Raw genomic sequence first — 21,349 nt, forward strand, 5'->3', positions numbered from 1 at the left:
AATAGCAAAGCTTTTTTTGAAAAAATATTCAAATTATTTTTAGGCCATCTTTTTCTTCACCAACATTCGCTTAATTTCGTTGAGTTTCATAAGCGCCTCAACGGGCGTAAGTGTATCAATATCAATATGCAATATTTCTTCTTTAATGTTTTCCAGCAAAGGATCATCTAAATTGAAAAAACTTAGCTGCATATCATTATCGAGGCTTTTAACTTTTTCGGTTAACTCTTCACTTGAATGCGATTGTTCTAATTTTTTTAATATTTTATTAGCACGATGCAATACCTGCTGCGGCATTCCTGCCATTTTTGCCACGTGAATTCCGAAACTATGAGCAGATCCTCCTGGAACCAACTTTCTTAAAAAAAGCACATTGTCCTTTAGTTCTTTTACCGAAACATTAAAGTTCTTAATCCGATCGAAGGTTTCGGTCATTTCATTTAATTCATGATAATGTGTAGCAAAAAGAGTTTTAGCTTTCGAAGGATGTTCGTGCAAATACTCGCTTATTGCCCAAGCTATCGAAATTCCATCGTAAGTACTAGTCCCTCTTCCTATTTCGTCAAGTAAAACCAAACTTCTTTCTGACAAATTATTTAGAATGGAGGCTGTTTCGTTCATTTCCACCATAAAAGTAGATTCCCCCATAGAAATATTGTCGCTAGCTCCTACTCTAGTGAATATTTTATCCACTAAACCTATTCTGGCTTCACGTGCTGGCACAAAACATCCTGTTTGAGCCAAGAGCACAATTAATGCTGTTTGACGCAAAATAGCCGATTTACCAGACATATTTGGCCCGGTAATCATAATAATTTGTTGAGCTTCCCGATTTAACAAGACATCATTAGCAATATATGCTTCACTTGGCGGCAATTGTTTTTCAATAACTGGGTGCCTTCCGTCTTTAATATCTAAGTCGGTTGAATTATCAATAATTGGATATACGTAATTATTCTCGCTAGCCAATTGAGCAAATCCACATAAACAGTCTAACTGCCCAATAAGGTTGGCATTTTGCTGAACTGGTTTAATGTATTGCATCATCCAACCAATCAATTCAGAAAACAATTGTTGTTCTATGGCTAAAATGCGTTCTTCTGCCCCAAGTATTTTGGATTCATATTCTTTTAGTTCTTCGGTAATATAGCGCTCAGCATTAACCAAAGTTTGCTTTCTAATCCATTCGGCAGGAACTTTATCCTTATGAGTATTTCTAACTTCTATATAGTAGCCATAAACATTATTTGAACCTATTTTTAATGATGATATTCCTGTACGTTCGCTTTCGCGCTTTATCATATTGTCCAGATAGGTTTTCCCTGAATGAGACAAACCTCGTAATTCGTCTAATTCTGAAGAAAACCCTTCTGCAATAGTAAATCCTTTTAATACGTTTACAGGCGCATCTTCAAATAAGGTTTCCTTAATTTTTTCACGAAGTACTTGACATCCTTGAAGCGTATCTCCAATAACTTTTAAAGACTCGTTATTGCAGTTGGTAGCCAATGCTTTTATAGGCACAATAGCCTCTAATGAGTTTTTAAGTTGAATTACCTCTCTTGGATTTACCTTCGAGGTTGCCACCTTAGAAATTAATCGTTCTATATCGCCAATATGCTTAATATGATTTTGGATTTTCAGAAGCTCATTGGGGTTTTTAGTCAAATAATCAACTACTTCATGGCGTTGTTTTATTTGCTTCAAATCTTTCAATGGAAGCGCTAACCAACGTTTCAGTAAACGTCCTCCCATTGGCGAAATGGTTTTATCAATAACATTTAGGAGTGTTACAGCATTATTATTAGTTGAATAGTAAAGCTCCAAATTTCTAATTGTAAACCTATCCATCCACACATAATCATCTTCAGCAATTCTAGCAATAGCCGTAATGTGCTGTAGCTTGTTGTGTTGAGTTTCTGCCAAATAATGAAGTATAGAACCTGATGCAATTATTCCTTCATTCAAATCTTCAATTCCAAACCCTTTTAATGTTTTTGTATCGAAATGCTTGATTAAAGTTTCTTTAGAATAATCAATTTGATAAACCCAATCCTCTAAATAAAACGTATGAAAGTCGTCGCCAAAAGCAGTTTTAAAATTGTTTCGCTTTTGTTTAGACACCAACACTTCACTTGGTTTAAAATTTTGAAGTAATTTATCTATATATTCCTCATTACCTTGAGATGTTAAAAACTCTCCTGTTGTAATGTCCAAAAATGAAATTCCTATATTGGTTTTCCCGAAGTAAACCGAACACAAGAAGTTATTGGATTTAGATTTAAGCACCTCATCATTAAAAGCTACACCGGGTGTTACAAGTTCCGTAACCCCTCGTTTTACAATGTTTTTAGTAAGTTTGGGATCTTCAAGCTGATCGCAAATAGCAACCCGCTCTCCGGCCTTCACCAGTTTTGGCAAATAAGTATTTAACGAGTGATGAGGAAATCCTGCCAATTCTGTTTCACTTTCGCTTCCTGCACCTCGTTTTGTCAGAATAATGTCTAAAATCTTAGCTGTCTTGATTGCGTCTTCACCAAAAGTTTCATAAAAATCTCCCACGCGAAATAATAGCAATGCATCAGGATACTTAACCTTAATAGCATTGTACTGTTTCATTAAAGGCGTTACTTTTTTAGTCTTTTTCGTCATCTTGTGTTTTTCATTCCATGAAGTAGTTATTCCTTCAATGGATAAATGATTTTTATGTGTTACTTTTGTGCTAAATTTAGAGTTGCTAAAGTAACCAATATTTCATGTGTTATAAAGCCTGAACGGCAGAAATTATTTTCAATAATTGATAATTTTGAGTTAAAATTACCACGAAACTGACTGCTATCGAGCAGATATGCAAAGTAAGTTTAAAAAGCTGAATCTTATAAAATTGTTAGAAACCTTACATTCATTTTTAAAATTAATTCGATTTGGTAATAAAAAAAAACAATCTATCAATTCGTGGCAAAAAAAATTAAATTTTTAAATTAAACAAAAAGACTTCGGTTTTCAAGGAATATAAATATGCGCAAACTAAAAAACAGCGAACTAGACAGATTAAGTATTGAAGATTTTAAGGAAGTTGCTAAAACACCCTTAATTATTATACTTGACAATATAAGAAGCCTTAATAATATTGGCTCTGTTTTTAGAACAAGTGACGCTTTTTTAATTGAAAAAATTTATCTCTGCGGAATTACTGCTACTCCCCCACATAAAGACATTCATAAAACTGCCTTAGGAAGCACCGAAACTGTAGAGTGGGAATACGTTGAAAACACTTTGGATTTAGTTGAAAAATTAAAAAATGATAGTATTAAAATAATATCTATTGAACAAGCTGAGAACGCTACTATGCTGAACGACTTCATACCTCAACCACAAACCAAATACGCACTTGTTTTTGGAAATGAAGTAAAAGGTGTGGCCCAGAACATTGTTAGCAATAGCGATGTAGTTGTAGAAATTCCTCAATTTGGAACCAAACATTCTTTAAATATTTCCGTGAGTGCCGGCGTAGTTATCTGGGACTTATTTTCTAAGTTATCAGTTTTAAAAAGTTAACTCTTTAATTAAAACTAAGTTTTAAACAGGATCTTTTTCCCGACAGATTTCACCTAAAACCCAAAAATAGTCCTCTCGGTTTTCAACAAAATCTTTATCAGAAACATCTATAATCTTCACATTCAATTCTGATTGATTTTTTAGAAATTCTAGATATCCAGAGTTTATTTTTTCTAAATAATCATTAGCAATATTTTGCTCGTATTCACGTCCTCTTTTTCTAATATTTGCTTGCAAACGTTCTGTGTTTTGATACAAATACACATACAAATCTGGTTTTGCAATGTCCTTATACATTAGGTAAAAAAGTTTTCTATAAAGATTAAACTCGTCTTCCGGCAAGGTGATTTTAGAAAATATCAACGATTTATAGATATCGTAATCACTGATAATAAAATCCTTGAACAAATCGTATTGAGATAAGTCGTCACTAATTTGTTGATATCTATCTGCTAGAAAAGACATCTCTAAAGTAAAGGCATAGCGTTTTGCATCTTCATAGAATTTAGGTAAAAACGGATTTTCCGCGAAACGTTCTAGAATTAGTTTCGCATTAAAATCGTTCGAAATCATAGTAGATAAGCTAGTTTTACCTGCTCCTATATTACCTTCAATTGCTATATAATTATAATTTGATAACTGAAACTGTTTGCCAGGATTCTTTAACCAGATATTTATTGAGTTTAATTCACTAGTATCTTCACATTCAACTAATAATTCCGAAATAGTTTTATAAAATTTTGGGTGATTTAATTTAGGTGCAATCTCCAACAAAGGTTTTAAAACAAATTTTCGCTTATGAAGCTCCGGATGTGGCACTTGCAGAATTTTTGTGTCTATTATTTTTTCATCCACAAACAAGATGTCCAAATCAATGGTTCTAGACTGGTAGCCTTGTTGTTCTCCCCTAATTCTTCCCAACGAAGTTTCAATATCCAGTAATTTCTGCATAACTATTTCTGGGGAGACTTCTGTTTCTAAAATAACACAGCAGTTTAGAAAATCGTCGCCTTCAAAACCAACAGCAGGCGTGTTGTAAACTTTCGAAATGATGTTTATTTTCCCTATTTTTCGAAAAATAAGATTAATAGCGTCTTGAAGATATTTTAATCTATCACCTTTATTGCTACCTAAAGAAATATAAAAATTTTGTCGTGTATCCATTGAAAAAACAAATTAACTAAAAGAAAGTTTAATAGTTTATCTTTGTTGCTCCTATTTATTCACAATTTAATATGAACATAAAGAAAATAAGCAATACAAGGATTTTACTTACATTAAACCAGCTTTCTATCACTTTAAATTATCTAGGGATTTTTCACTTAAAAAATGCTTCAGTTTAAAAACAATCAAAAAGCAAACCTGCTATAATATTAAAGTTTTATTAAACTTTTGGACAATAGCAACTTTGCTCTTAATTTATACGTATATACTTACACAAATTTATCACATCACATGAAAAAAGTTTTAAAAATTACTGGAATTACATTACTAGTTTTTCTGTTACTATTACTAGCCATCCCATTTGTATTTCAATCTAAAATAAAAGAGATTGTAAAACGTACAATTAATGAAAATGTTAATGCACATGTAGAATTTAGCGATGTAAGTCTAAGCTTTCTAAGAAGTTTCCCTCAGGCTCAAGTAAATGTTTCTGATTTAGTAATTACGAATTTCGAACCATTTAAAGATGAAACCTTAGCTACAGCTAAATCCATTTCTTTAAACATGTCTATAAAAGAATTGTTTAAAAGTGCAGACGAAGGTCCAGTTGTGATAAATGCTATAAATTTAAATGAAGCACTCATTAGTCTTAAATCAAATAAGAGAGGTGAAACTAATTACGATATAGCAAAAGATAGCGAAGAAACCGAAAGTTCTGACGACTCAAAAGGCTTTACTCTTGACATTAAAGATTACGCTATTGATAATAGTGCATTAACCTATTTAGACGAAAGCTCCAACATGACTTTCTATTTAACCGAAGTAAACCACTCTGGAAAAGGAACTTTTTCTGGAGACATTTCGGAATTGGACACTAAAACAAGCGCTAGAATTAGCTTAAAAATTGATAGCACTGAATATTTAAGCAATAACGATATTAAACTAGACGCCTTAATTGGACTAGACCTTACCAATTCCAAATATACATTTAAAGAAAACAAAGGCTACATCAATCAATTACCGATAGAATTCCAAGGTTATGTTCAAATGTTAGACGAAGGCCAGGAAATGGATTTAACCTTTGAAAACCTAGGTTCTGATTTCAAAGACTTTTTAGCAGTTATCCCTAAAGCCTATTCCAAAGAATTAGAAAAGGTAGAAACATCTGGTAATTTCAAACTAAAAGGGATTATAAAAGGAAAAATGACTGAGGAAACCATTCCTACTTTAGATATCAATATGGTTTCTGATAATGCTTCGTTTAAGTATCCTGATTTACCTAAACGAGTAGAAAACATTTCAATTAATGCCTCTGTTAAAAATACCACAGGATTAGTAGATGATACCTACGTGGACCTGCAAACATTGAATTTCAAAATTGACCAAGATATATTTAAGTCTTCTGCCGTAATTAGAAATTTAACAAAAAACATTCACGTTGATGCACACGTTGATGGTGTTTTAAACTTAGCAAACCTAAGCAAGGCCTATCCTATAGAACTAGACAACCAGCTAACAGGAATTTTAATTGCAAAATTAAACACCAATTTTGATATGGAAGCCATAGAAAGCAATGCCTATCAACGTGTAAAAAGTGATGGAACTTTAAACATGAAAGGGTTTAAATACGATTCGGAAGATTTAGTGTACCCTATAGAAGTTTCTGAAGCTGCTATAACGTTTTACCCAGGAACTGTTAAGCTAAATAAATTTGATGCAACTACTGGAAAAAGCGACATTAAAGCCAATGGAACTATTCATAACTTACTTGGATTCGTTTTTAGTGACAAAAAACTACAAGGTGATTTTTATGTAAATTCCAATGCCTTTTATGTAAGTGATTTCATGACAGAAGACTCGACTGAAAATTCAAATAACAAAACAGCAAGCACTTCTGAAGATTTCAAGATTCCAGCTTTTTTAGATTGCAAAATACAGGCAGATGCAAAAACAGTTTATTATGATAATTTAACCTTAAAAGAAGTAAAAGGAAATCTGTACATTAAGGATGAGAAAGCTGTTTTACGAGATATGAGTTCGAATATTTTTCAAGGTAAACTACTATTGGACGGATATGTAGATACGGCATCAAAAACACCAACCTTTGTAATGAATTTGGACATGAGCCAGTTTGATATTTCACAATCATTTACCGGTATGGAGTTACTTCAAAGCTTAGCCCCAATTGCAAGTGCACTTCAAGGAAAATTAAATAGTACCATTGCACTTTCAGGTAATTTAGGAGCTGATTTTACTCCAGATTTAAATACTATTGACGGAAACGCTCTTGCTGAACTACAAACCACAGAAATTAAGCCTAAAAACGAAGCATTAATGAACGCTTTAAGCGGTGCTTTGAGTTTTGTAGATTTTAGTAAATTAGATTTAAATAACTTAAAAACTTATTTAACTTTTGAAGATGGCATGGTAAACATTAAGCCTTTCGATATACAATATAACGACATAGCAATAACCATTGCAGGCTCCCATAGCTTCACCAACAATATGAATTACAGTGCTGTTCTTCAAGTTCCAGCAAAATACTTAGGCAGCGACATCAACAGGTTAATAGGTAAAATAGATGATAAAGCCGTGAATAATATTTCTATTCCAGTAACAGCAAATATTACTGGAACATTCAATAATCCGAGTGTTAAAACTGATTTAACAAGTGGTGTTACCAATTTAACAAAACAACTCGTTGAAATTGAAAAACAAAAATTAATAAATAAGGGTAAGGATCAAATAATTGATTTAATTGGCGATCTTAATAACACGCAAACACCTAGCAAACCAAAAGACTCAACAAGTACTACCAAACCAACATCAAACCCAATAAAGAATGTCTTGGACGACATTATTCAAGGAGGTAGTACGAAGCCAAAAGACTCAACAAACACCACGAAACCAAAATCGATTAAGGATTTAATTAATTACCCAAAAACGAATAAAAATCCAAAAACAGACACCATACCTTAAGACTTTTTACAATTCACAATGATTTGTTAAAGTTTATTGATTATCAATAGGTTACATTGTTGCTTCTTAAAAGAAACCGGCATTAATTTGGATTTGTCATAAAAAAGGTTATATTGATAGATTAACTTAACACTTTTAAAACAATCTGAATGAGGCAATTAAAAATCACCAAGCAAGTTACAAATAGAGAGTCTAAATCCTTAGACAAATATTTGCAAGACATTAGTAAAATTCCTTTAATTACTGCGGATGAAGAGGTTGAATTAGCACAGCGTATTCGTGAAGGAGACCAACTTGCTTTAGATAAGTTAACCACTTCTAACCTAAGATTTGTGGTATCTGTTGCTAAACAATATCAAAATCAAGGGCTAACATTACCAGATTTAATAAACGAAGGTAATGCTGGTTTGGTAAAAGCCGCTAAACGCTTTGATGAAACTAGAGGTTTTAAATTTATTTCCTATGCTGTTTGGTGGATTAGACAAGCTATTTTACAAGCCTTGGCTGAACAATCTAGAATTGTACGTTTACCATTAAATAAAATTGGTTCTATTAATAAAATTAATAAAGCTTATTCTTATTTAGAACAAACTCATGAGCGCCCACCAAGTCCAGAAGAAATTGCCAACGAATTAGAAATGACTATTTCAGATGTAAAGCAATCTTTAAAAATTTCAGGCAGACACTTATCTATGGATGCTCCTTTAAAAGAAGGAGAAGATTCTAACCTTTACGATGTAGTATCGTACGGAGAGTCTCCAAATCCAGATCAAGACTTAATGAGTGCTTCGTTAAACTTAGAAGTAAATAGAGCCCTAGACACCTTATCTCAAAGGGAAGCTGATGTAGTAAGACTTTATTATGGCATTAACAACGAGCAACCTATGAGTCTTGAAGAAATTGGTGAAACCTTTGGACTAACAAGAGAGCGCGTCAGACAGATAAAAGAAAAAGGTATTAGAAGACTTAGACACACTTCTAAAAACAAAATACTAAGGACTTATTTAGGATAACCTTTAATAAATAATTAACTTTAACCCTACTTAAAACAATCAGATGATAAGAATTGAAATTAAAGACGGAGAAAAAATTGATAGAGCTCTAAAACGTTACAAAAAGAAACATCGTAATGTAAAAATTATGCAGAACATTAGAGAAAATCAATTCTTTACAAAACCTTCAGTTAAAAAAAGAAGACAATTACAAAAAGCTTCATACATTCAACATTTAAGAGACCAAGAAGATATCTAGACTTTTATGCTTTCATTTAAAGTATATAATTCTAAATCGAAACCTTCAGAAGAAGAGAAACAGTTTATTGTTGATTTTTTACATAAGCATTTACAAGAATTTAGTGATACCAAAAAGGCTATTTCTAAATGCTTGGATTACGCCGTAAAAAACACAGTTTCTTCCTTTGGAGGTTTTATTTTGGAATTAAGGGAACACAATAAGGTACAAGGCATTGCCATTATCAACCAAACGGGAATGGCAGATTATATTCCTGAAAACATTTTGGTTTATGTTGCAGTCCATAAGAATGCTAGAGGCAAAGGCTTTGGCGTAAAACTAATTCAAGAAGTTATATCGTTAACTGAAGGTGACATTGCACTTCATGTAGAGCCAAACAATCCAGCAGTAAAACTCTATGAAAAATTAGGGTTTACTAACAAGTATTTAGAAATGCGCCTGCAAAAAGATTGATGCCTAAGCAACAGATATTGCTACCACATAACCTTCACTACTTCTTACATTAAAAACAGTTTCGTCCTCGAAGATTAAATACTGCCCTTTAATACCAACCAATTTACCTGTGTAATCAGGTGTTTTATCTAAATTTAAACTCTTAGGCTTTTTAGGGTACTGTAAAACAGGGAAATGAATATTAGTCTCAGAGTTAGAAGCTATATAGTATTCTTTAGCTTCATCTGGAATATATTGTTTTAATTTTTCTCTCCAAGTCACCAAATCCTCATCGGCTATTTCATTTTTCAACATGGTTCGCCAATTGGTTTTATCTGCAACATATTCTTTTAAAGCAACCTCGGTAATACCAGCTAAATATCTATTAGGAACTTCAACAATTTCAATGGCTTCATGAGCTCCTTGATCAATCCAACGAGTTGGCACCTGACTTTTTCTGGTTACTCCAACTTTTACATTACTAGAATTAGCTAAATACACAATATGCGGCTGTAATTGCACCCGCTTTTCATATTCTAGATCACGATCCTCCTTATCCAGATGCGCCGTACTTAGTTCTGGTTTCATAATCCAATCTGCCGCTTGTGGAATATCAAAAAAACAACTTTTACAAAATCCTTGTCTATAAATTGTTTTGTTTAAACCACAATTTAAGCATTCATATCCCACAAGTTTTATATTTATAGTTTTATCTAACAACTGATTCATATTAATAAAATCAGCTTCAAATAACAGATAATATTGAATAGGATCGGAAAATTCCGTTGACATTTTTCTTAAAACACCTTGGTAAGTCATTTTTATTTTTTTTTCTAATATTAAAATATAATATCCCTTTTAATTATCACCTATTAATTATTTGAATTCGAGAAGGTTCATACACCTAATTTCCATGTAATATGTTAAACATATAGTGAGAAACTTCTAATTGACAAATTTAGCTACACATTTCAAAAAAAAAAGATTATTTTTAATCTTTAAATATAACGCAAATATGTCAATTCCTATAGTAAATTCTATTGCTTCCTGGTTTTTAAAAAAAAGGGTTCACCAAATAGATTTGTTTTTAAAATACCCTAATGAAGTACAACAGGAATTACTTTTACAACTAATTAATAAAGCAAAAGACACTGAAATTGGCAAACAATATGGTTTTGAATCCATTAAAGATTACAAAACATTTACTGAACGTGTACCTATTTCAACATACGAAGACTACCAAAACAACATAGAACGATCACGATTAGGTGAAAATAATATTTATTGGCCACAACCAATTAAATGGTTTGCTAAATCAAGTGGAACAACCAATGCTAAAAGCAAGTTTATCCCTGTAAGTGAAGACTCTCTAGAAGACTGTCATTATGCAGCTAGTAAGGATTTACTATGTATGTATTTAAATAACAACGAGAATTCGCAGTTATTTACAGGCAAAAGTTTACGTCTTGGAGGTAGTAAGGAACTTTATAAAGAAAATGGCACCACTTTTGGAGATCTTTCAGCCATATTAATTGACAACATGCCATTCTGGGCGGAATATAGCAGCACACCAAGTAGTAAGGTTTCCTTAATGAGTAATTGGGAGGAAAAAATGCAAGCTATAGTGAATGAAACCATACAAGAAAATGTAACCAGTTTAGCCGGCGTACCTTCTTGGATGCTAGTTTTGCTTAATAACGTTTTAGAAACTACAGGAAAAAATAATTTATTTGAAATTTGGCCAAACCTAGAAGTCTATTTTCATGGCGGGGTAAGTTTTCTGCCTTATAAAGCGCAGTACAAAAACATTTTACCTAAAAAAGATTTCAGATATTACGAAATTTACAATGCCTCGGAAGGTTTTTTCGCAATTCAAGACCAAAACAATTCCAGCGAATTACTTCTTATGTTGGATTACGGAATTTTTTACGAATTTATACCAATGGATACTTTTGGAACAAAAAATGAAAAAATTATTCCATTAAGCGAAGTAGAGGTTGGAAACAATTACGCTTTAGTTATAACAACAAATGCTGGATTGTGGCGTTATAAAATTGGAGATACGGTTAGATTTACTTCTATAGCACCATATAGGATTAAAGTTTCAGGTAGAACCAAGCATCATATCAATGCTTTTGGAGAGGAATTAATTATCGAGAATGCAGAGGATGCCTTAAAAAAAGTATGCAAAAAAACTAAAGCAGAAATTGTAGACTATACAGCGGCTCCTATTTTTATGCAAGGCAAGGAAAAGGGCGCACACGAATGGCTTATAGAATTTAAAACCCTGCCAGAAGACATTAATTATTTTAACGAATTATTAGACAATGCACTAAAAGCATTAAATTCCGACTACGAAGCTAAGCGCTACAACAATATGACGCTTAACAAACCAACTATACACATAGCTAGAGAACGGTTGTTTTACGATTGGCTAAAACAAAACAACAAACTTGGCGGGCAACATAAAGTTCCAAGACTTTCTAACACAAGAGACTATCTCGATGCGTTACTGGACTTAAATAAATAAATTGTAATTATCGAAAATTAAAGAAGAAAAAACACATACATGGATTATTTTTTATATTTCATCCAAAAATAGTTGTAGTCATTTTTTTCTTACGCTTTAATTGTTAGTTTTACTCTGCTATTAATTATTAACGATATCATTTATCTGGTATTTATAGCAAGTAAATACCAGGTGGATGTCGTTCATTTTAAGCACAAATTCCAATAAGAATATTGACAAATTTTAAAAACATAGTTTTATATCATTAATTATTATCCATAATCCCTAAATAAAAAACCACTCGCTAAGAGTGGTTTTTTATACTCTTTATTAATGAACATTTTTAATAGTTTGAATGTTAAAGTCAAACCAAAATTTATTAATATTTCATAAACCTATAAAAATTTATTTTAAGAATTATTTACGTAGTACTACCCTATTTCATCACTTTTCAATGAAATACCATTTTGCATTACGGCTTTCCCATACTTTTTATGAATTACACTTTAGAATGAAACGTCTAATTGAAAACAAATTCCTTTTAAGATAAATTTAAATTTTCTCATAAAACAAAAAAAGACTGTCTTTATCGGACAGTCTTTTTAAATAGAAACCTTTTATAAATTTAAGAAACAGCCTTTAGTTTCTTAATAGTTGTTTTAGTTAATTTCTCTTCAGCGTATGCCTTAGTCACTTTTATGGTCTTTTCTTCTGTACCAGGCAATTCGAACATGGCATCAGTTAAGATTTCTTCACATAACGAACGCAAACCACGTGCTCCAAGTTTGTATTCTATTGCTTTTCCAACAATAAAATCCAAGGCTCCATCTGTAATACTAAAGTCTATTTCGTCCATAGCAAACAATTTTTTGTATTGTTTAATAATGGCGTTTTTAGGCTGGGTTAAGATTGCTCTTAACGTTTTAGCATCCAAAGGATCCATATAGGTTAATACGGGTAAACGTCCTATAATTTCAGGTATTAATCCAAAATCTTTTAAATCTTTAGGTATAATATATTGTAATAAATGGTTTTGATCAATCACATTATCACTCATAGAAGCGCTATAACCAACCGCTTGCATGTTTAACCTTTTTGAGATTACGCGCTCAATACCATCAAATGCTCCACCGGCAATAAAAAGAATGTTTTCTGTATTTACTTCAATGAATTTCTGATCTGGATGCTTACGTCCACCTTTTGGTGGTACATTTACAACAGTTCCTTCTAATAGCTTCAATAAAGCCTGCTGAACTCCTTCACCAGACACATCTCGTGTAATAGAAGGATTGTCACTTTTTCGAGCAATTTTATCTATTTCATCAATAAAAACAATTCCCTTTTCAGCTTTGTCTAAATTGTAATCAGCCGCTTGCAATAAGCGAGTTAAAATACTTTCCACATCTTCCCCAACATATCCAGCTTCAGTTAAAACTGTTGCATCTACTATTGCTAAGGGCACATTAAGCATTTTAGCAATGGTTTTAGCCATTAAGGTTTTACCTGTTCCTGTTTGCCCTACCATGATGATATTTGATTTTTGAATTTCAATATCATCATCACTTGGTGGTTGTAAAAGTCTCTTGTAGTGGTTGTAAACCGCAACAGACATTACTTTCTTCGTACTATCTTGACCAATTATGTATTCATCAAGAAAATCTTTAATTTGTTGTGGCTTACGCAACATAAGCTCTGCGGACAACTCACTCTTATCACCTTGTTTAGATTCTTCTAAGACAATGCCATGAGCTTGTTCGATACACTTATCGCAAATATGTGCATCTAATCCTGCTATTAATAAATTTGTTTCTGGCTTTTTTCTACCACAAAACGAACATTCTAAATCTTCCTTTGCCATCTTTCAATTATAAGTTACGAGTTTAAAAATATCACTCTAAACTATTTATCATTTAAATTACCCACGAACTAAAACCTCATCGATCATTCCGTATTCCTTGGCCTTATCGGATTTCATCCAATAATCCCTATCACTATCAGCATATACTTTGTCGTAATCTTGACCCGAATGCTTACTAATTATTTTATATAACTCTTCTTTTAGGGTTAATATTTCTCTAGCTGTAATTTCTATATCACTAGCTTGTCCTTGAGCACCTCCTAATGGTTGGTGAATCATAACGCGAGAATGTGTTAAACCACTACGTTTTCCTTTTGCTCCTGCACACAATAACACAGCTCCCATTGAAGCCGCCATTCCTGTACAAATAGTAGCTACATCCGGCTTAATAAATTGCATGGTATCGTAAATTCCTAAACCAGCATAAACCCCTCCACCTGGAGAATTAATATATATTTGAATATCCTTAGAAGAATCTGTACTCTCTAAAAACAACAATTGTGCTTGAATAATATTAGCCACTTGGTCGTTAATGGCTGTTCCCAAAAATATGATACGATCCATCATTAAACGTGAAAACACATCAAAAATGGCTATATTCATTTGACGCTCCTCAATAATATTTGGCGTTAAATTAGTTGGATACATATGACTAATAATTTTATCGTAATATGTACTACTAATTCCTTGGTCTTTTATGGCGAATTTTTGAAATTCATTTGCGTAATTCATAAATCTTATTTTGTCTATTAAAAGTAAATTAAAAAGGCGTTAAAAATACAATTTTAACGCCTAAATATAAGGATTATTTAGTTAAATAAATACTAATCTACCGACAGAAATCGGGATCGTTTATTTAAAAATTACTTATCTCCGTAAACTTCCTTTACAAATTCTTCGTAAGTAAGTTCTTTAGTTTTAAGATTTGCTTTTTCTTTATAAACCTCTAATAATTTCTGGCTGATAATTTGCTCAGAAATTCTACGTGCTTCATCTTGATTAGATAATACACGAGCAGCTATATCTTCCAATTCTTTATCTGAAGGGTTTAATTGACCAAACTGTGCCATTTGGGCTTTAATCATTAACTTGGCATGGTCTTTAATATCATCTAAAGTTACTTGAATTTTATTATCGGTAATTAATTTTCCTTCAATTAATTGGTAACGCAAGCTTTTTTCAGACTTTTCGTACTCCTCTTTAGCCTGATCTTCAGTTAAATGATTTTCACCTGCTGTTTGCATCCATTTAGTTAGGAATTCAGCTGGTAAATCGAATTTTGTGTTTTCAACAAGATACTCAGTAACATCGTTCAACAACTTTTGTTCTGCTTGTTGTTTGAATTGTTTTTCAGCATCTTCTTTAATTTTATCTTTTAATTCTATAACCGATTTTACAACATCTTTACCAAATAATTTATCAAATAAATCTTGGTCTAAATCTGCTAATTCGCGTTCGTTAATTTCTGTTACAGTAAAAGCAACTTCAATGTCTAAATCATGAATTTCATCATGTCCTAATTTTAAGGCATGCATCAATTCGTGATCATCATTATAAAGTCCTTTTGTTTTTAGTGTGATAACATCGCCAACTTTAGCTCCAATAAATTTCTTCTCAGTAGCTTTTCCTTTAAACTTATCTAAGGTTAAAGTTACTGTGTTTTCAATTCCTTTTTCTTCGTTAGTATAAGTTCCTGAAACCTCACTATCCTTAGTGATTTCTGTTTGCGACTTTAATTTCCCGTACTGAGTTTGGATATTTTTAATTTGATCGTTGATCATTTCATCTCCAGCAACAATATGATATTGTGTAATGGCTTTTTTGCTTTTTAATTCTACTTCAAATTCTGGAGCAAGGCCTAATTCGAATTCAAATGATAATTTTTCTGAATCCCAATCTAAATCATCCTGTGGCTTTGGGATTGGATGTCCAAGAACATCTAACTTTTCTTCAGTTAAATACTTATTTAAAGCTTCTTGTAATAATTTGTTTACTTCATCAACCAATACAGCTTTTCCATATTGTTTTTTAACCATTCCCATTGGTACATGACCTTTTCTAAAACCTGGAATGTTAGCTGTTTTTCTATAATCGGCTAAGATTTTATCTACCTTCTCGCTGTAATCTTCTTTAGCGATATCTACTTTTACTACAGCATTTAATGCATCGATGTTTTCTCTTGTAATATTCATTATATTATGACATAAAAATTGGGTTGCAAAAATACATATTTTTTACAACCCAACAAAGTTTTTAACGTATTGTATGTCAGTCTATTTTAATCTCCTTTCAACAAAGAAAACAAGATGGACTGAAGAACCGATAATAACAAGCTAAATAACAGGGCTATCCAAAAGCCATCTACTGAAAAGCCGTCAATAAAACTATTAGCCATTAAAATGATTAAGGCATTAATAACCAATAGGAACAAACCTAAAGTTATTACGGTTATTGGTAAAGTTAAAATAACCAAAATAGGCTTCACAAAAATATTTAGCAGGCCCAAAACAATAGCTACAATTATGGCTGAGCCAAATCCTGAGACATCAACCCCAGGTAAAAGGTAAGCTAACAAAACAACTGCCACAGCTGTTAATAAGATTCGAATAATTAAGTTCATAAGTTTTATTTTTGTTAATTTTAAAGATAAGAAACTTGGTTTTATTAACCTAAAAATTCCATGACTTCGTTGTAAAAAGCCTTTGGGTTTTCAGCATGCATCCAATGTCCTGATTTTGGAATTGTAACAATTTTAGAGTTTGGAAAATGATTTTTAATAAGAGTTTCATCTTGCGCACCTATATATTCTGAACGGTCTCCACGTAAAAATAGTGACTCACCAACATATTGTGCGTGAATAGGTAAAGGCTCTCCAATTTCTTCTATATTCTCTTTTAAAACTTTTAGGTTTATCCTTAAAGCCAAACTTTTATCTTTGGTCCAATACAGGTTTTTCAGTAAAAACTGACGAATTCCATAATTGGAAACATATTGTGCTAATTGATCGTCCGCATCTCCTCTACTTTTTAACTTAGTAAAATCAAGGCTACTCAATCCATCTAATATAACCTCATGATGAACAGGATAATATCTTGGAGAAATATCAACTATTATTAATTTTGAAATATATTTTGGATAAGTTGCAGCAAAAAGCATGGCTACCTTCCCACCCATTGAGTGCCCAAGTAAAACAATATCATTTAAATTATGTGTTTCGCAATAATTCTTTAAATCTTCAACTAGTATTTCATAATTAAAATCATTACTATGAAAACTTCTCCCATGGTTTCGTTGATCTAATAAATGAACTTCATAATTTTTTTCGCTAAATTGTGTACCTAGGGTTTTCCAATTATCGCTCATACCTAAAAAGCCATGAAGAATAAGGAAAGGACTTCCTTCACCAATAATGTTTGAATATAATTGCTCTTTTTCTGCCATGATTATTGTTTTGAATATTATTCTTTTTACGCAGTTATTAAAATTCACAAATTCTTAAAACCAAGAAAATTAGTCCAACCTAAAAAGCTACATTAATTTATGTAAATACATTTGTATTACATTTTCAATCCCTAAGTACAAACTTTCAGAAATTAGGGCATGCCCAATAGATACTTCTAGTAAACCTGGAATATGTTGTTTAAAATACGCAATATTTTCTAAAGACAAATCATGTCCGGCATTTACGCCTAACCCAAGAGAGTTTGCTAGTTCTGCACAAGCAGTATATGGTTTAATAGCCGATTTGTTCCCCAAACCAAATTCATGTGCAAAAGCTTCGGTATAAAGCTCAATTCTATCTGTTCCAGTGGCCTTAGCTCCTTCAATTTGCTTTAAATCTGGATCCACAAAAATGGATGTTCTAATACCATGGTTTTTAAATTCTTTAATAACATCAATTAAAAAATCTTTGTGTTTTATTGTATCCCAACCTGCATTGCTTGTAATAGCGTTTTCAGCATCTGGCACCAAGGTAACTTGTGTTGGCTTAAGTTCTAAAACCATGTTCATAAACTTATCTATTGGGTTGCCTTCAATATTATATTCTGTATATACTTCCGACTTTAAATCGTAAGCATCCTGATATCTTATATGTCGCTCATCCGGTCTTGGATGTATAGTGACTCCTTGTGCTCCAAAACGTTGAACATCTTTAGCGAATTGCACCACATTTGGAAAATCGCCTCCTCTTGAGTTTCTTAGAGTAGCAATCTTATTGATATTAACACTTAATTTTGTCATTTTTTTCCTTTTAATCATACAAAAATACGAAGTCATTCAAGGTTATTGTAGTAATTTTTGATTAATTTGCAGTAAGCTTAAAAGAAACAATGAATCTTTCAGATTTTATAATAAACGATATTAAACCACTTGACAAAGACGACAAGATTGGAGACATCCAACTTTTGTTTAATCAATTGACTTATTCGCATATCCCTATAAAAAACAATGATAATATTTATTTAGGGTGCCTATCTGAAACCGATGCGCATTGTTTTAATAGTAAAAAGAACATTTCCGACTACAGTCATGCTATTGAAGGTTTTTTTGTGAGAGATACAAACGTTTGGCTAGATGTACTTGAAGCATTTGCTCAAAACTCCACGAATATTATGCCTGTTTTAAGCGAAAACAACACTTATTTAGGGTATTATGAGCTAAACGATGTAATTAGCCTTTTTAATGAAACTCCCTTCTTTGCCGAAGCTGGAAGCATATTAATTGTAGAAAAGGGACTTTTAGATTATTCTTTTAGCGAGCTTAGCCAAATAGTGGAATCGAATAACGGCAAATTATTTGGTGCTTTTATTTCAAAAATGGAAAATGATGCTGTTCAAATTACCTTAAAAATTGGTAACACTGGCTTAAATGATATTATGCAAACATTTAGACGATATGATTACAAAGTGATTTCCGGACATGAAGAAGATAGTTATATGGAAAATCTAAAAGAGCGTTCAGACTATTTAAACAAATATTTGAACATTTAACCCTATATAAAGTTCAAATAGAAACCCGTTTATTAAAATTTCATTATACAATTTACCCAACCCAATACTCATAAAAGCAGTTTTTGGAATTTATTTTAAATCCACTTTTATTTTATCAATAGTTAATTTTAAAAACATCCTCTGTGAAAATCGCAATTTTTGGTCAATTCTTTCATAAAAATGCTGAAGAAGCTGTAGAAATACTCTTAAACCATCTTTATAAAAAAAACACAAATGTTTATGTAGAAGAGCAGTTTTTCAAAATCATAAACCTTCAAATCACAAACAATAAAAACTATAGCATCTTTAAAACTTTCAAGACCTTAGATAAAAGTTTCGATTTACTAATAAGTATTGGTGGCGATGGTACCATGCTAAGGAGCGCAACCTTGGTGAAAGATTTAGATATTCCCATAGTTGGAATAAACACAGGTAGATTAGGATTCTTAGCAACCATACAAAACGAATATATTATACCTGCTATAGATGATATTTTAAATGGGAATTATAAAATTTCCGAACGAAGTTTACTTACCATAAAAACTGATTCTGAACAAGACCACTTTCAAGAATTAGATTTCGCCCTAAACGAAATTGCGGTAAGTAGAAAAAACACTACCTCCATGATTACCGTTGAAACTAGACTTAATGGTGAATACCTTACTTCGTATTGGAGCGACGGATTAATAATAGCCACACCAACCGGATCAACAGGCTATTCTTTAAGTTGTGGTGGGCCTGTAATTACTCCAGACACCAATAGTTTTGTGCTAACCCCTATTGCCCCACACAACTTAAGCGCTAGACCTTTAATAATTCCTGACTCTACCGAAATACAAATAAAAGTAAGTGGAAGGGAAGATAATTATTTAATATCCTTAGATTCAAGAATTGCAACCATAAACAACAACACAACTATTACTATTAAAAAGGCACCTTTTAAAATAAAGATGATTGAATTGTTGCAAGAAAGTTTTATTGACACTCTTCGAAAAAAACTACTTTGGGGAGAAGATCGTCGCAATTAAACAATAATTTATAAGAAATGCTGTTTTATTCCTAATACTATTCCATTCAAATTGTTATAGGGAAATCTTATTTATTATATTTGCAAACTTTTGAACATTTATGAGGTATTTAACCACTATATTTTTTTTCATAATAACTATTCACTTAAGTCAATCTCAAACCCATGAAATAGGGGTTTTTCTTGGTGGAAGTAATTTTATAGGCGACGTTGGAGCAACTGATTATATTGCCCCAGACCAATTAGCCCTTGGCGGCATCTATAAATGGAACCGAAGTGGTAGACATTCCTTTAGGGCTTCATTAATGTACACCAATTTAGAATTTAATGATTTAAAATCGGATGACCCTAGACGTCAAGAAAGAGGATACAATTTCAATAGTAAAATTATAGAAGGATCTTTAGGTCTAGAATTTACATTTTTCGATTTTAATTTACACGACGGCAAAAACAAAGCCACACCTTACCTATATTCAGGAGTATCAATAGCATATCACAACAATTACTTTTTTCCTCATGGAAAACTTCGTTCTGAAGGCACAAGAAGTTTTGCATTTGGAATTCCAATGGTTTTTGGAGTAAAAGCTAAATTTATGGAAAGTTTTGTTATAGCTGCAGAAGTTGGGGCTAGATACACATTTAGTGATGAATTAGATGGAAGCGCTCCAGATTATGACAATGATTCCCCATTGGCATTTGGAAATAAAAACAATAACGACTGGTATGTGTTTACTGGTCTTACCTTAACCTATACTTTTGGTAGAAAACCTTGCTACTGCGTTTTTTAAATGGACTTAAAATCACAAATAAACACGGACAACCTCCCCAAACATCTTGCTATTATAATGGATGGCAATGGACGATGGGCAAAACAAAAAGGAATGATGCGTGCTTTTGGTCATGAAAAAGGAACCAAAGCCGTAAGACAAGTTGTTGAAGGCTCAGCAGAACTTGGCATAGAAAATTTAACCCTTTATGCTTTTTCTACAGAAAATTGGAATCGACCAAAATTAGAGGTACAAACCCTAATGAAACTCTTGGTTTCTGCTTTAAAAAAGGAAATAAAAACACTCCAAGACAACAATATCAAGCTAATGGCTATTGGTAATTTAAGCGAACTTCCTAAAAGAGCATACAAAGAACTTACAGAAGTCATTGAAAAAACTAAAGATAACAATCGGATGGTTTTAACTTTAGCTTTAAGTTATGGTTCTAGAGAAGAATTAGTAAATACCATAAAAAAAATAAGCATTAAAGTTAAAAATAATATAATTTCGCCCGAAAATATTGATGAATCGGTTATTAATAAGCATCTTTACACGCAAAATTTACACGACGTGGATTTGCTTATTAGAACAAGCGGAGAACAACGAATAAGCAATTTCTTATTGTGGCAAATTGCTTATGCTGAATTGTATTTTACAAATGTACTTTGGCCGGATTTTACAAAGGAACATTTATATGAAGCAATTATTGAATATCAAAAAAGAGAACGACGGTTTGGGAAAACAAGTGAACAAATTAACTAATAAAGTACTATTGAAAACATACTTACTATTCATTTTTACATTGCTATTTGT

19 protein-coding genes are annotated in these 21,349 nt (G+C 32.1%); 10 read left to right on the forward strand and 9 right to left on the reverse strand.

Going from position 1 to position 21,349, the window contains the following annotated elements:
• Positions 1 to 39: 39 nt before the first annotated feature.
• Complete coding sequence (gene mutS, locus VKY41_RS03890) at positions 40 to 2,652, reverse strand: DNA mismatch repair protein MutS (RefSeq protein ID WP_500813125.1); 2,613 nt, start codon at positions 2,650 to 2,652, stop codon at positions 40 to 42.
• A gap of 366 nt (positions 2,653 to 3,018) precedes the next feature.
• Between mutS and VKY41_RS03895 the strand changes: the two genes are divergently transcribed.
• Positions 3,019 to 3,558 carry an RNA methyltransferase gene (locus VKY41_RS03895; RefSeq protein ID WP_500813126.1) on the forward strand — a complete coding sequence of 180 codons (540 nt, stop codon included), beginning with the start codon at positions 3,019 to 3,021 and terminating at the stop codon, positions 3,556 to 3,558.
• Between the two features lie 21 nt (positions 3,559 to 3,579).
• Here the strand turns inward: VKY41_RS03895 and folK are convergent, their stop codons facing one another.
• Positions 3,580 to 4,722: a 2-amino-4-hydroxy-6-hydroxymethyldihydropteridine diphosphokinase gene (folK, locus tag VKY41_RS03900; protein WP_500813127.1), complete on the reverse strand. Its 1,143-nt coding sequence runs from the start codon at positions 4,720 to 4,722 to the stop codon at positions 3,580 to 3,582.
• A gap of 291 nt (positions 4,723 to 5,013) precedes the next feature.
• Between folK and VKY41_RS03905 the strand changes: the two genes are divergently transcribed.
• The 4 genes from VKY41_RS03905 (at position 5,014) to VKY41_RS03920 (ending at position 9,405) form a co-directional block, all read left to right on the forward strand.
• Positions 5,014 to 7,701, forward strand: coding sequence for an AsmA family protein (locus tag VKY41_RS03905; RefSeq protein ID WP_500813128.1), 2,688 nt, complete (start codon positions 5,014 to 5,016; stop codon positions 7,699 to 7,701).
• Positions 7,702 to 7,850: 149 nt separating this feature from the next.
• Positions 7,851 to 8,714 (forward strand): sigma-70 family RNA polymerase sigma factor, encoded by an 864-nt coding sequence (locus VKY41_RS03910; protein WP_500813129.1) that lies wholly within the window; start codon positions 7,851 to 7,853, stop codon positions 8,712 to 8,714.
• Between the two features lie 43 nt (positions 8,715 to 8,757).
• Positions 8,758 to 8,952 carry a 30S ribosomal protein S21 gene (gene rpsU / locus VKY41_RS03915; RefSeq protein ID WP_500813130.1) on the forward strand — a complete coding sequence of 65 codons (195 nt, stop codon included), beginning with the start codon at positions 8,758 to 8,760 and terminating at the stop codon, positions 8,950 to 8,952.
• A gap of 6 nt (positions 8,953 to 8,958) precedes the next feature.
• The gene (locus VKY41_RS03920) at positions 8,959 to 9,405 is read left to right on the forward strand and encodes a GNAT family N-acetyltransferase (RefSeq protein WP_500813131.1); all 447 of its coding nucleotides are present in this window, start codon (positions 8,959 to 8,961) and stop codon (positions 9,403 to 9,405) included.
• A gap of 3 nt (positions 9,406 to 9,408) precedes the next feature.
• Here VKY41_RS03920 and VKY41_RS03925 read toward each other — a convergent pair whose 3' ends face one another.
• Complete coding sequence (locus VKY41_RS03925; RefSeq protein WP_500813132.1) at positions 9,409 to 10,203, reverse strand: DUF2797 domain-containing protein; 795 nt, start codon at positions 10,201 to 10,203, stop codon at positions 9,409 to 9,411.
• A 196-nt stretch (positions 10,204 to 10,399) separates the two neighbouring features.
• Between VKY41_RS03925 and VKY41_RS03930 the strand changes: the two genes are divergently transcribed.
• Positions 10,400 to 11,914: a GH3 auxin-responsive promoter family protein gene (locus tag VKY41_RS03930; protein WP_500813133.1), complete on the forward strand. Its 1,515-nt coding sequence runs from the start codon at positions 10,400 to 10,402 to the stop codon at positions 11,912 to 11,914.
• A gap of 604 nt (positions 11,915 to 12,518) precedes the next feature.
• On the opposite strand, the gene clpX is transcribed toward VKY41_RS03930, so the two are convergent.
• The 6 genes from clpX to VKY41_RS03960 all read right to left on the reverse strand — a co-directional run bounded on the left by clpX (position 12,519) and on the right by VKY41_RS03960 (position 17,993).
• On the reverse strand, positions 12,519 to 13,751 hold the full coding sequence (clpX, locus tag VKY41_RS03935) for an ATP-dependent Clp protease ATP-binding subunit ClpX (protein WP_500813134.1): 1,233 nt from the start codon (positions 13,749 to 13,751) through the stop codon (positions 12,519 to 12,521).
• Between the two features lie 57 nt (positions 13,752 to 13,808).
• Positions 13,809 to 14,483 carry an ATP-dependent Clp endopeptidase proteolytic subunit ClpP gene (clpP, locus tag VKY41_RS03940; RefSeq protein WP_500813135.1) on the reverse strand — a complete coding sequence of 225 codons (675 nt, stop codon included), beginning with the start codon at positions 14,481 to 14,483 and terminating at the stop codon, positions 13,809 to 13,811.
• A gap of 131 nt (positions 14,484 to 14,614) precedes the next feature.
• Positions 14,615 to 15,943, reverse strand: a complete 1,329-nt coding sequence (tig, locus tag VKY41_RS03945) for a trigger factor (protein WP_500813136.1) — start codon at positions 15,941 to 15,943, stop codon at positions 14,615 to 14,617.
• Between the two features lie 86 nt (positions 15,944 to 16,029).
• Complete coding sequence (locus VKY41_RS03950) at positions 16,030 to 16,371, reverse strand: phage holin family protein (RefSeq protein ID WP_500813137.1); 342 nt, start codon at positions 16,369 to 16,371, stop codon at positions 16,030 to 16,032.
• A 44-nt stretch (positions 16,372 to 16,415) separates the two neighbouring features.
• On the reverse strand, positions 16,416 to 17,192 hold the full coding sequence (locus VKY41_RS03955) for an alpha/beta fold hydrolase (RefSeq protein WP_500813138.1): 777 nt from the start codon (positions 17,190 to 17,192) through the stop codon (positions 16,416 to 16,418).
• Between the two features lie 87 nt (positions 17,193 to 17,279).
• Positions 17,280 to 17,993, reverse strand: coding sequence for a pyridoxine 5'-phosphate synthase (locus VKY41_RS03960; RefSeq protein WP_500813139.1), 714 nt, complete (start codon positions 17,991 to 17,993; stop codon positions 17,280 to 17,282).
• A gap of 89 nt (positions 17,994 to 18,082) precedes the next feature.
• On the opposite strand from VKY41_RS03960, the gene VKY41_RS03965 reads away from it, so the two are divergent.
• From VKY41_RS03965 to uppS, 4 genes are all read left to right on the forward strand, one after another.
• The gene (locus VKY41_RS03965; RefSeq protein ID WP_500813140.1) at positions 18,083 to 18,742 is read left to right on the forward strand and encodes an acetoin utilization protein acuB; all 660 of its coding nucleotides are present in this window, start codon (positions 18,083 to 18,085) and stop codon (positions 18,740 to 18,742) included.
• A 143-nt stretch (positions 18,743 to 18,885) separates the two neighbouring features.
• Complete coding sequence (locus VKY41_RS03970) at positions 18,886 to 19,770, forward strand: NAD kinase (RefSeq protein ID WP_500813141.1); 885 nt, start codon at positions 18,886 to 18,888, stop codon at positions 19,768 to 19,770.
• 100 nt (positions 19,771 to 19,870) lie between these two features.
• Positions 19,871 to 20,557, forward strand: a complete 687-nt coding sequence (gene porG, locus VKY41_RS03975; RefSeq protein ID WP_500813142.1) for a type IX secretion system protein PorG — start codon at positions 19,871 to 19,873, stop codon at positions 20,555 to 20,557.
• Positions 20,558 to 21,298: an undecaprenyl pyrophosphate synthase gene (uppS, locus tag VKY41_RS03980; protein ID WP_500813143.1), complete on the forward strand. Its 741-nt coding sequence runs from the start codon at positions 20,558 to 20,560 to the stop codon at positions 21,296 to 21,298.
• Positions 21,299 to 21,349: the final 51 nt, after the last annotated feature.

The sequence above is a fragment of the Xanthomarina sp. genome (assembly GCF_035306605.1).
In the GTDB taxonomy this organism is placed as follows: domain Bacteria; phylum Bacteroidota; class Bacteroidia; order Flavobacteriales; family Flavobacteriaceae; genus Xanthomarina.

Bases quoted from the DNA above. Each gene is read 5' to 3' on its own strand.
- mutS (WP_500813125.1), bottom strand. From the start codon at position 2,652: ATGACGAAAAAGACTAAAAAAGTAACGCCTTTAATGAAACAGTACAAT.
- VKY41_RS03895 (WP_500813126.1), top strand. From the start codon at position 3,019: ATGCGCAAACTAAAAAACAGCGAACTAGACAGATTAAGTATTGAAGAT.
- folK (WP_500813127.1), bottom strand. From the start codon at position 4,722: ATGGATACACGACAAAATTTTTATATTTCTTTAGGTAGCAATAAAGGT.
- VKY41_RS03905 (WP_500813128.1), top strand. From the start codon at position 5,014: ATGAAAAAAGTTTTAAAAATTACTGGAATTACATTACTAGTTTTTCTG.
- VKY41_RS03910 (WP_500813129.1), top strand. From the start codon at position 7,851: ATGAGGCAATTAAAAATCACCAAGCAAGTTACAAATAGAGAGTCTAAA.
- rpsU (WP_500813130.1), top strand. From the start codon at position 8,758: ATGATAAGAATTGAAATTAAAGACGGAGAAAAAATTGATAGAGCTCTA.
- VKY41_RS03920 (WP_500813131.1), top strand. From the start codon at position 8,959: ATGCTTTCATTTAAAGTATATAATTCTAAATCGAAACCTTCAGAAGAA.
- VKY41_RS03925 (WP_500813132.1), bottom strand. From the start codon at position 10,203: ATGACTTACCAAGGTGTTTTAAGAAAAATGTCAACGGAATTTTCCGAT.
- VKY41_RS03930 (WP_500813133.1), top strand. From the start codon at position 10,400: ATGTCAATTCCTATAGTAAATTCTATTGCTTCCTGGTTTTTAAAAAAA.
- clpX (WP_500813134.1), bottom strand. From the start codon at position 13,751: ATGGCAAAGGAAGATTTAGAATGTTCGTTTTGTGGTAGAAAAAAGCCA.
- clpP (WP_500813135.1), bottom strand. From the start codon at position 14,483: ATGAATTACGCAAATGAATTTCAAAAATTCGCCATAAAAGACCAAGGA.
- tig (WP_500813136.1), bottom strand. From the start codon at position 15,943: ATGAATATTACAAGAGAAAACATCGATGCATTAAATGCTGTAGTAAAA.
- VKY41_RS03950 (WP_500813137.1), bottom strand. From the start codon at position 16,371: ATGAACTTAATTATTCGAATCTTATTAACAGCTGTGGCAGTTGTTTTG.
- VKY41_RS03955 (WP_500813138.1), bottom strand. From the start codon at position 17,192: ATGGCAGAAAAAGAGCAATTATATTCAAACATTATTGGTGAAGGAAGT.
- VKY41_RS03960 (WP_500813139.1), bottom strand. From the start codon at position 17,993: ATGACAAAATTAAGTGTTAATATCAATAAGATTGCTACTCTAAGAAAC.
- VKY41_RS03965 (WP_500813140.1), top strand. From the start codon at position 18,083: ATGAATCTTTCAGATTTTATAATAAACGATATTAAACCACTTGACAAA.
- porG (WP_500813142.1), top strand. From the start codon at position 19,871: ATGAGGTATTTAACCACTATATTTTTTTTCATAATAACTATTCACTTA.
- uppS (WP_500813143.1), top strand. From the start codon at position 20,558: ATGGACTTAAAATCACAAATAAACACGGACAACCTCCCCAAACATCTT.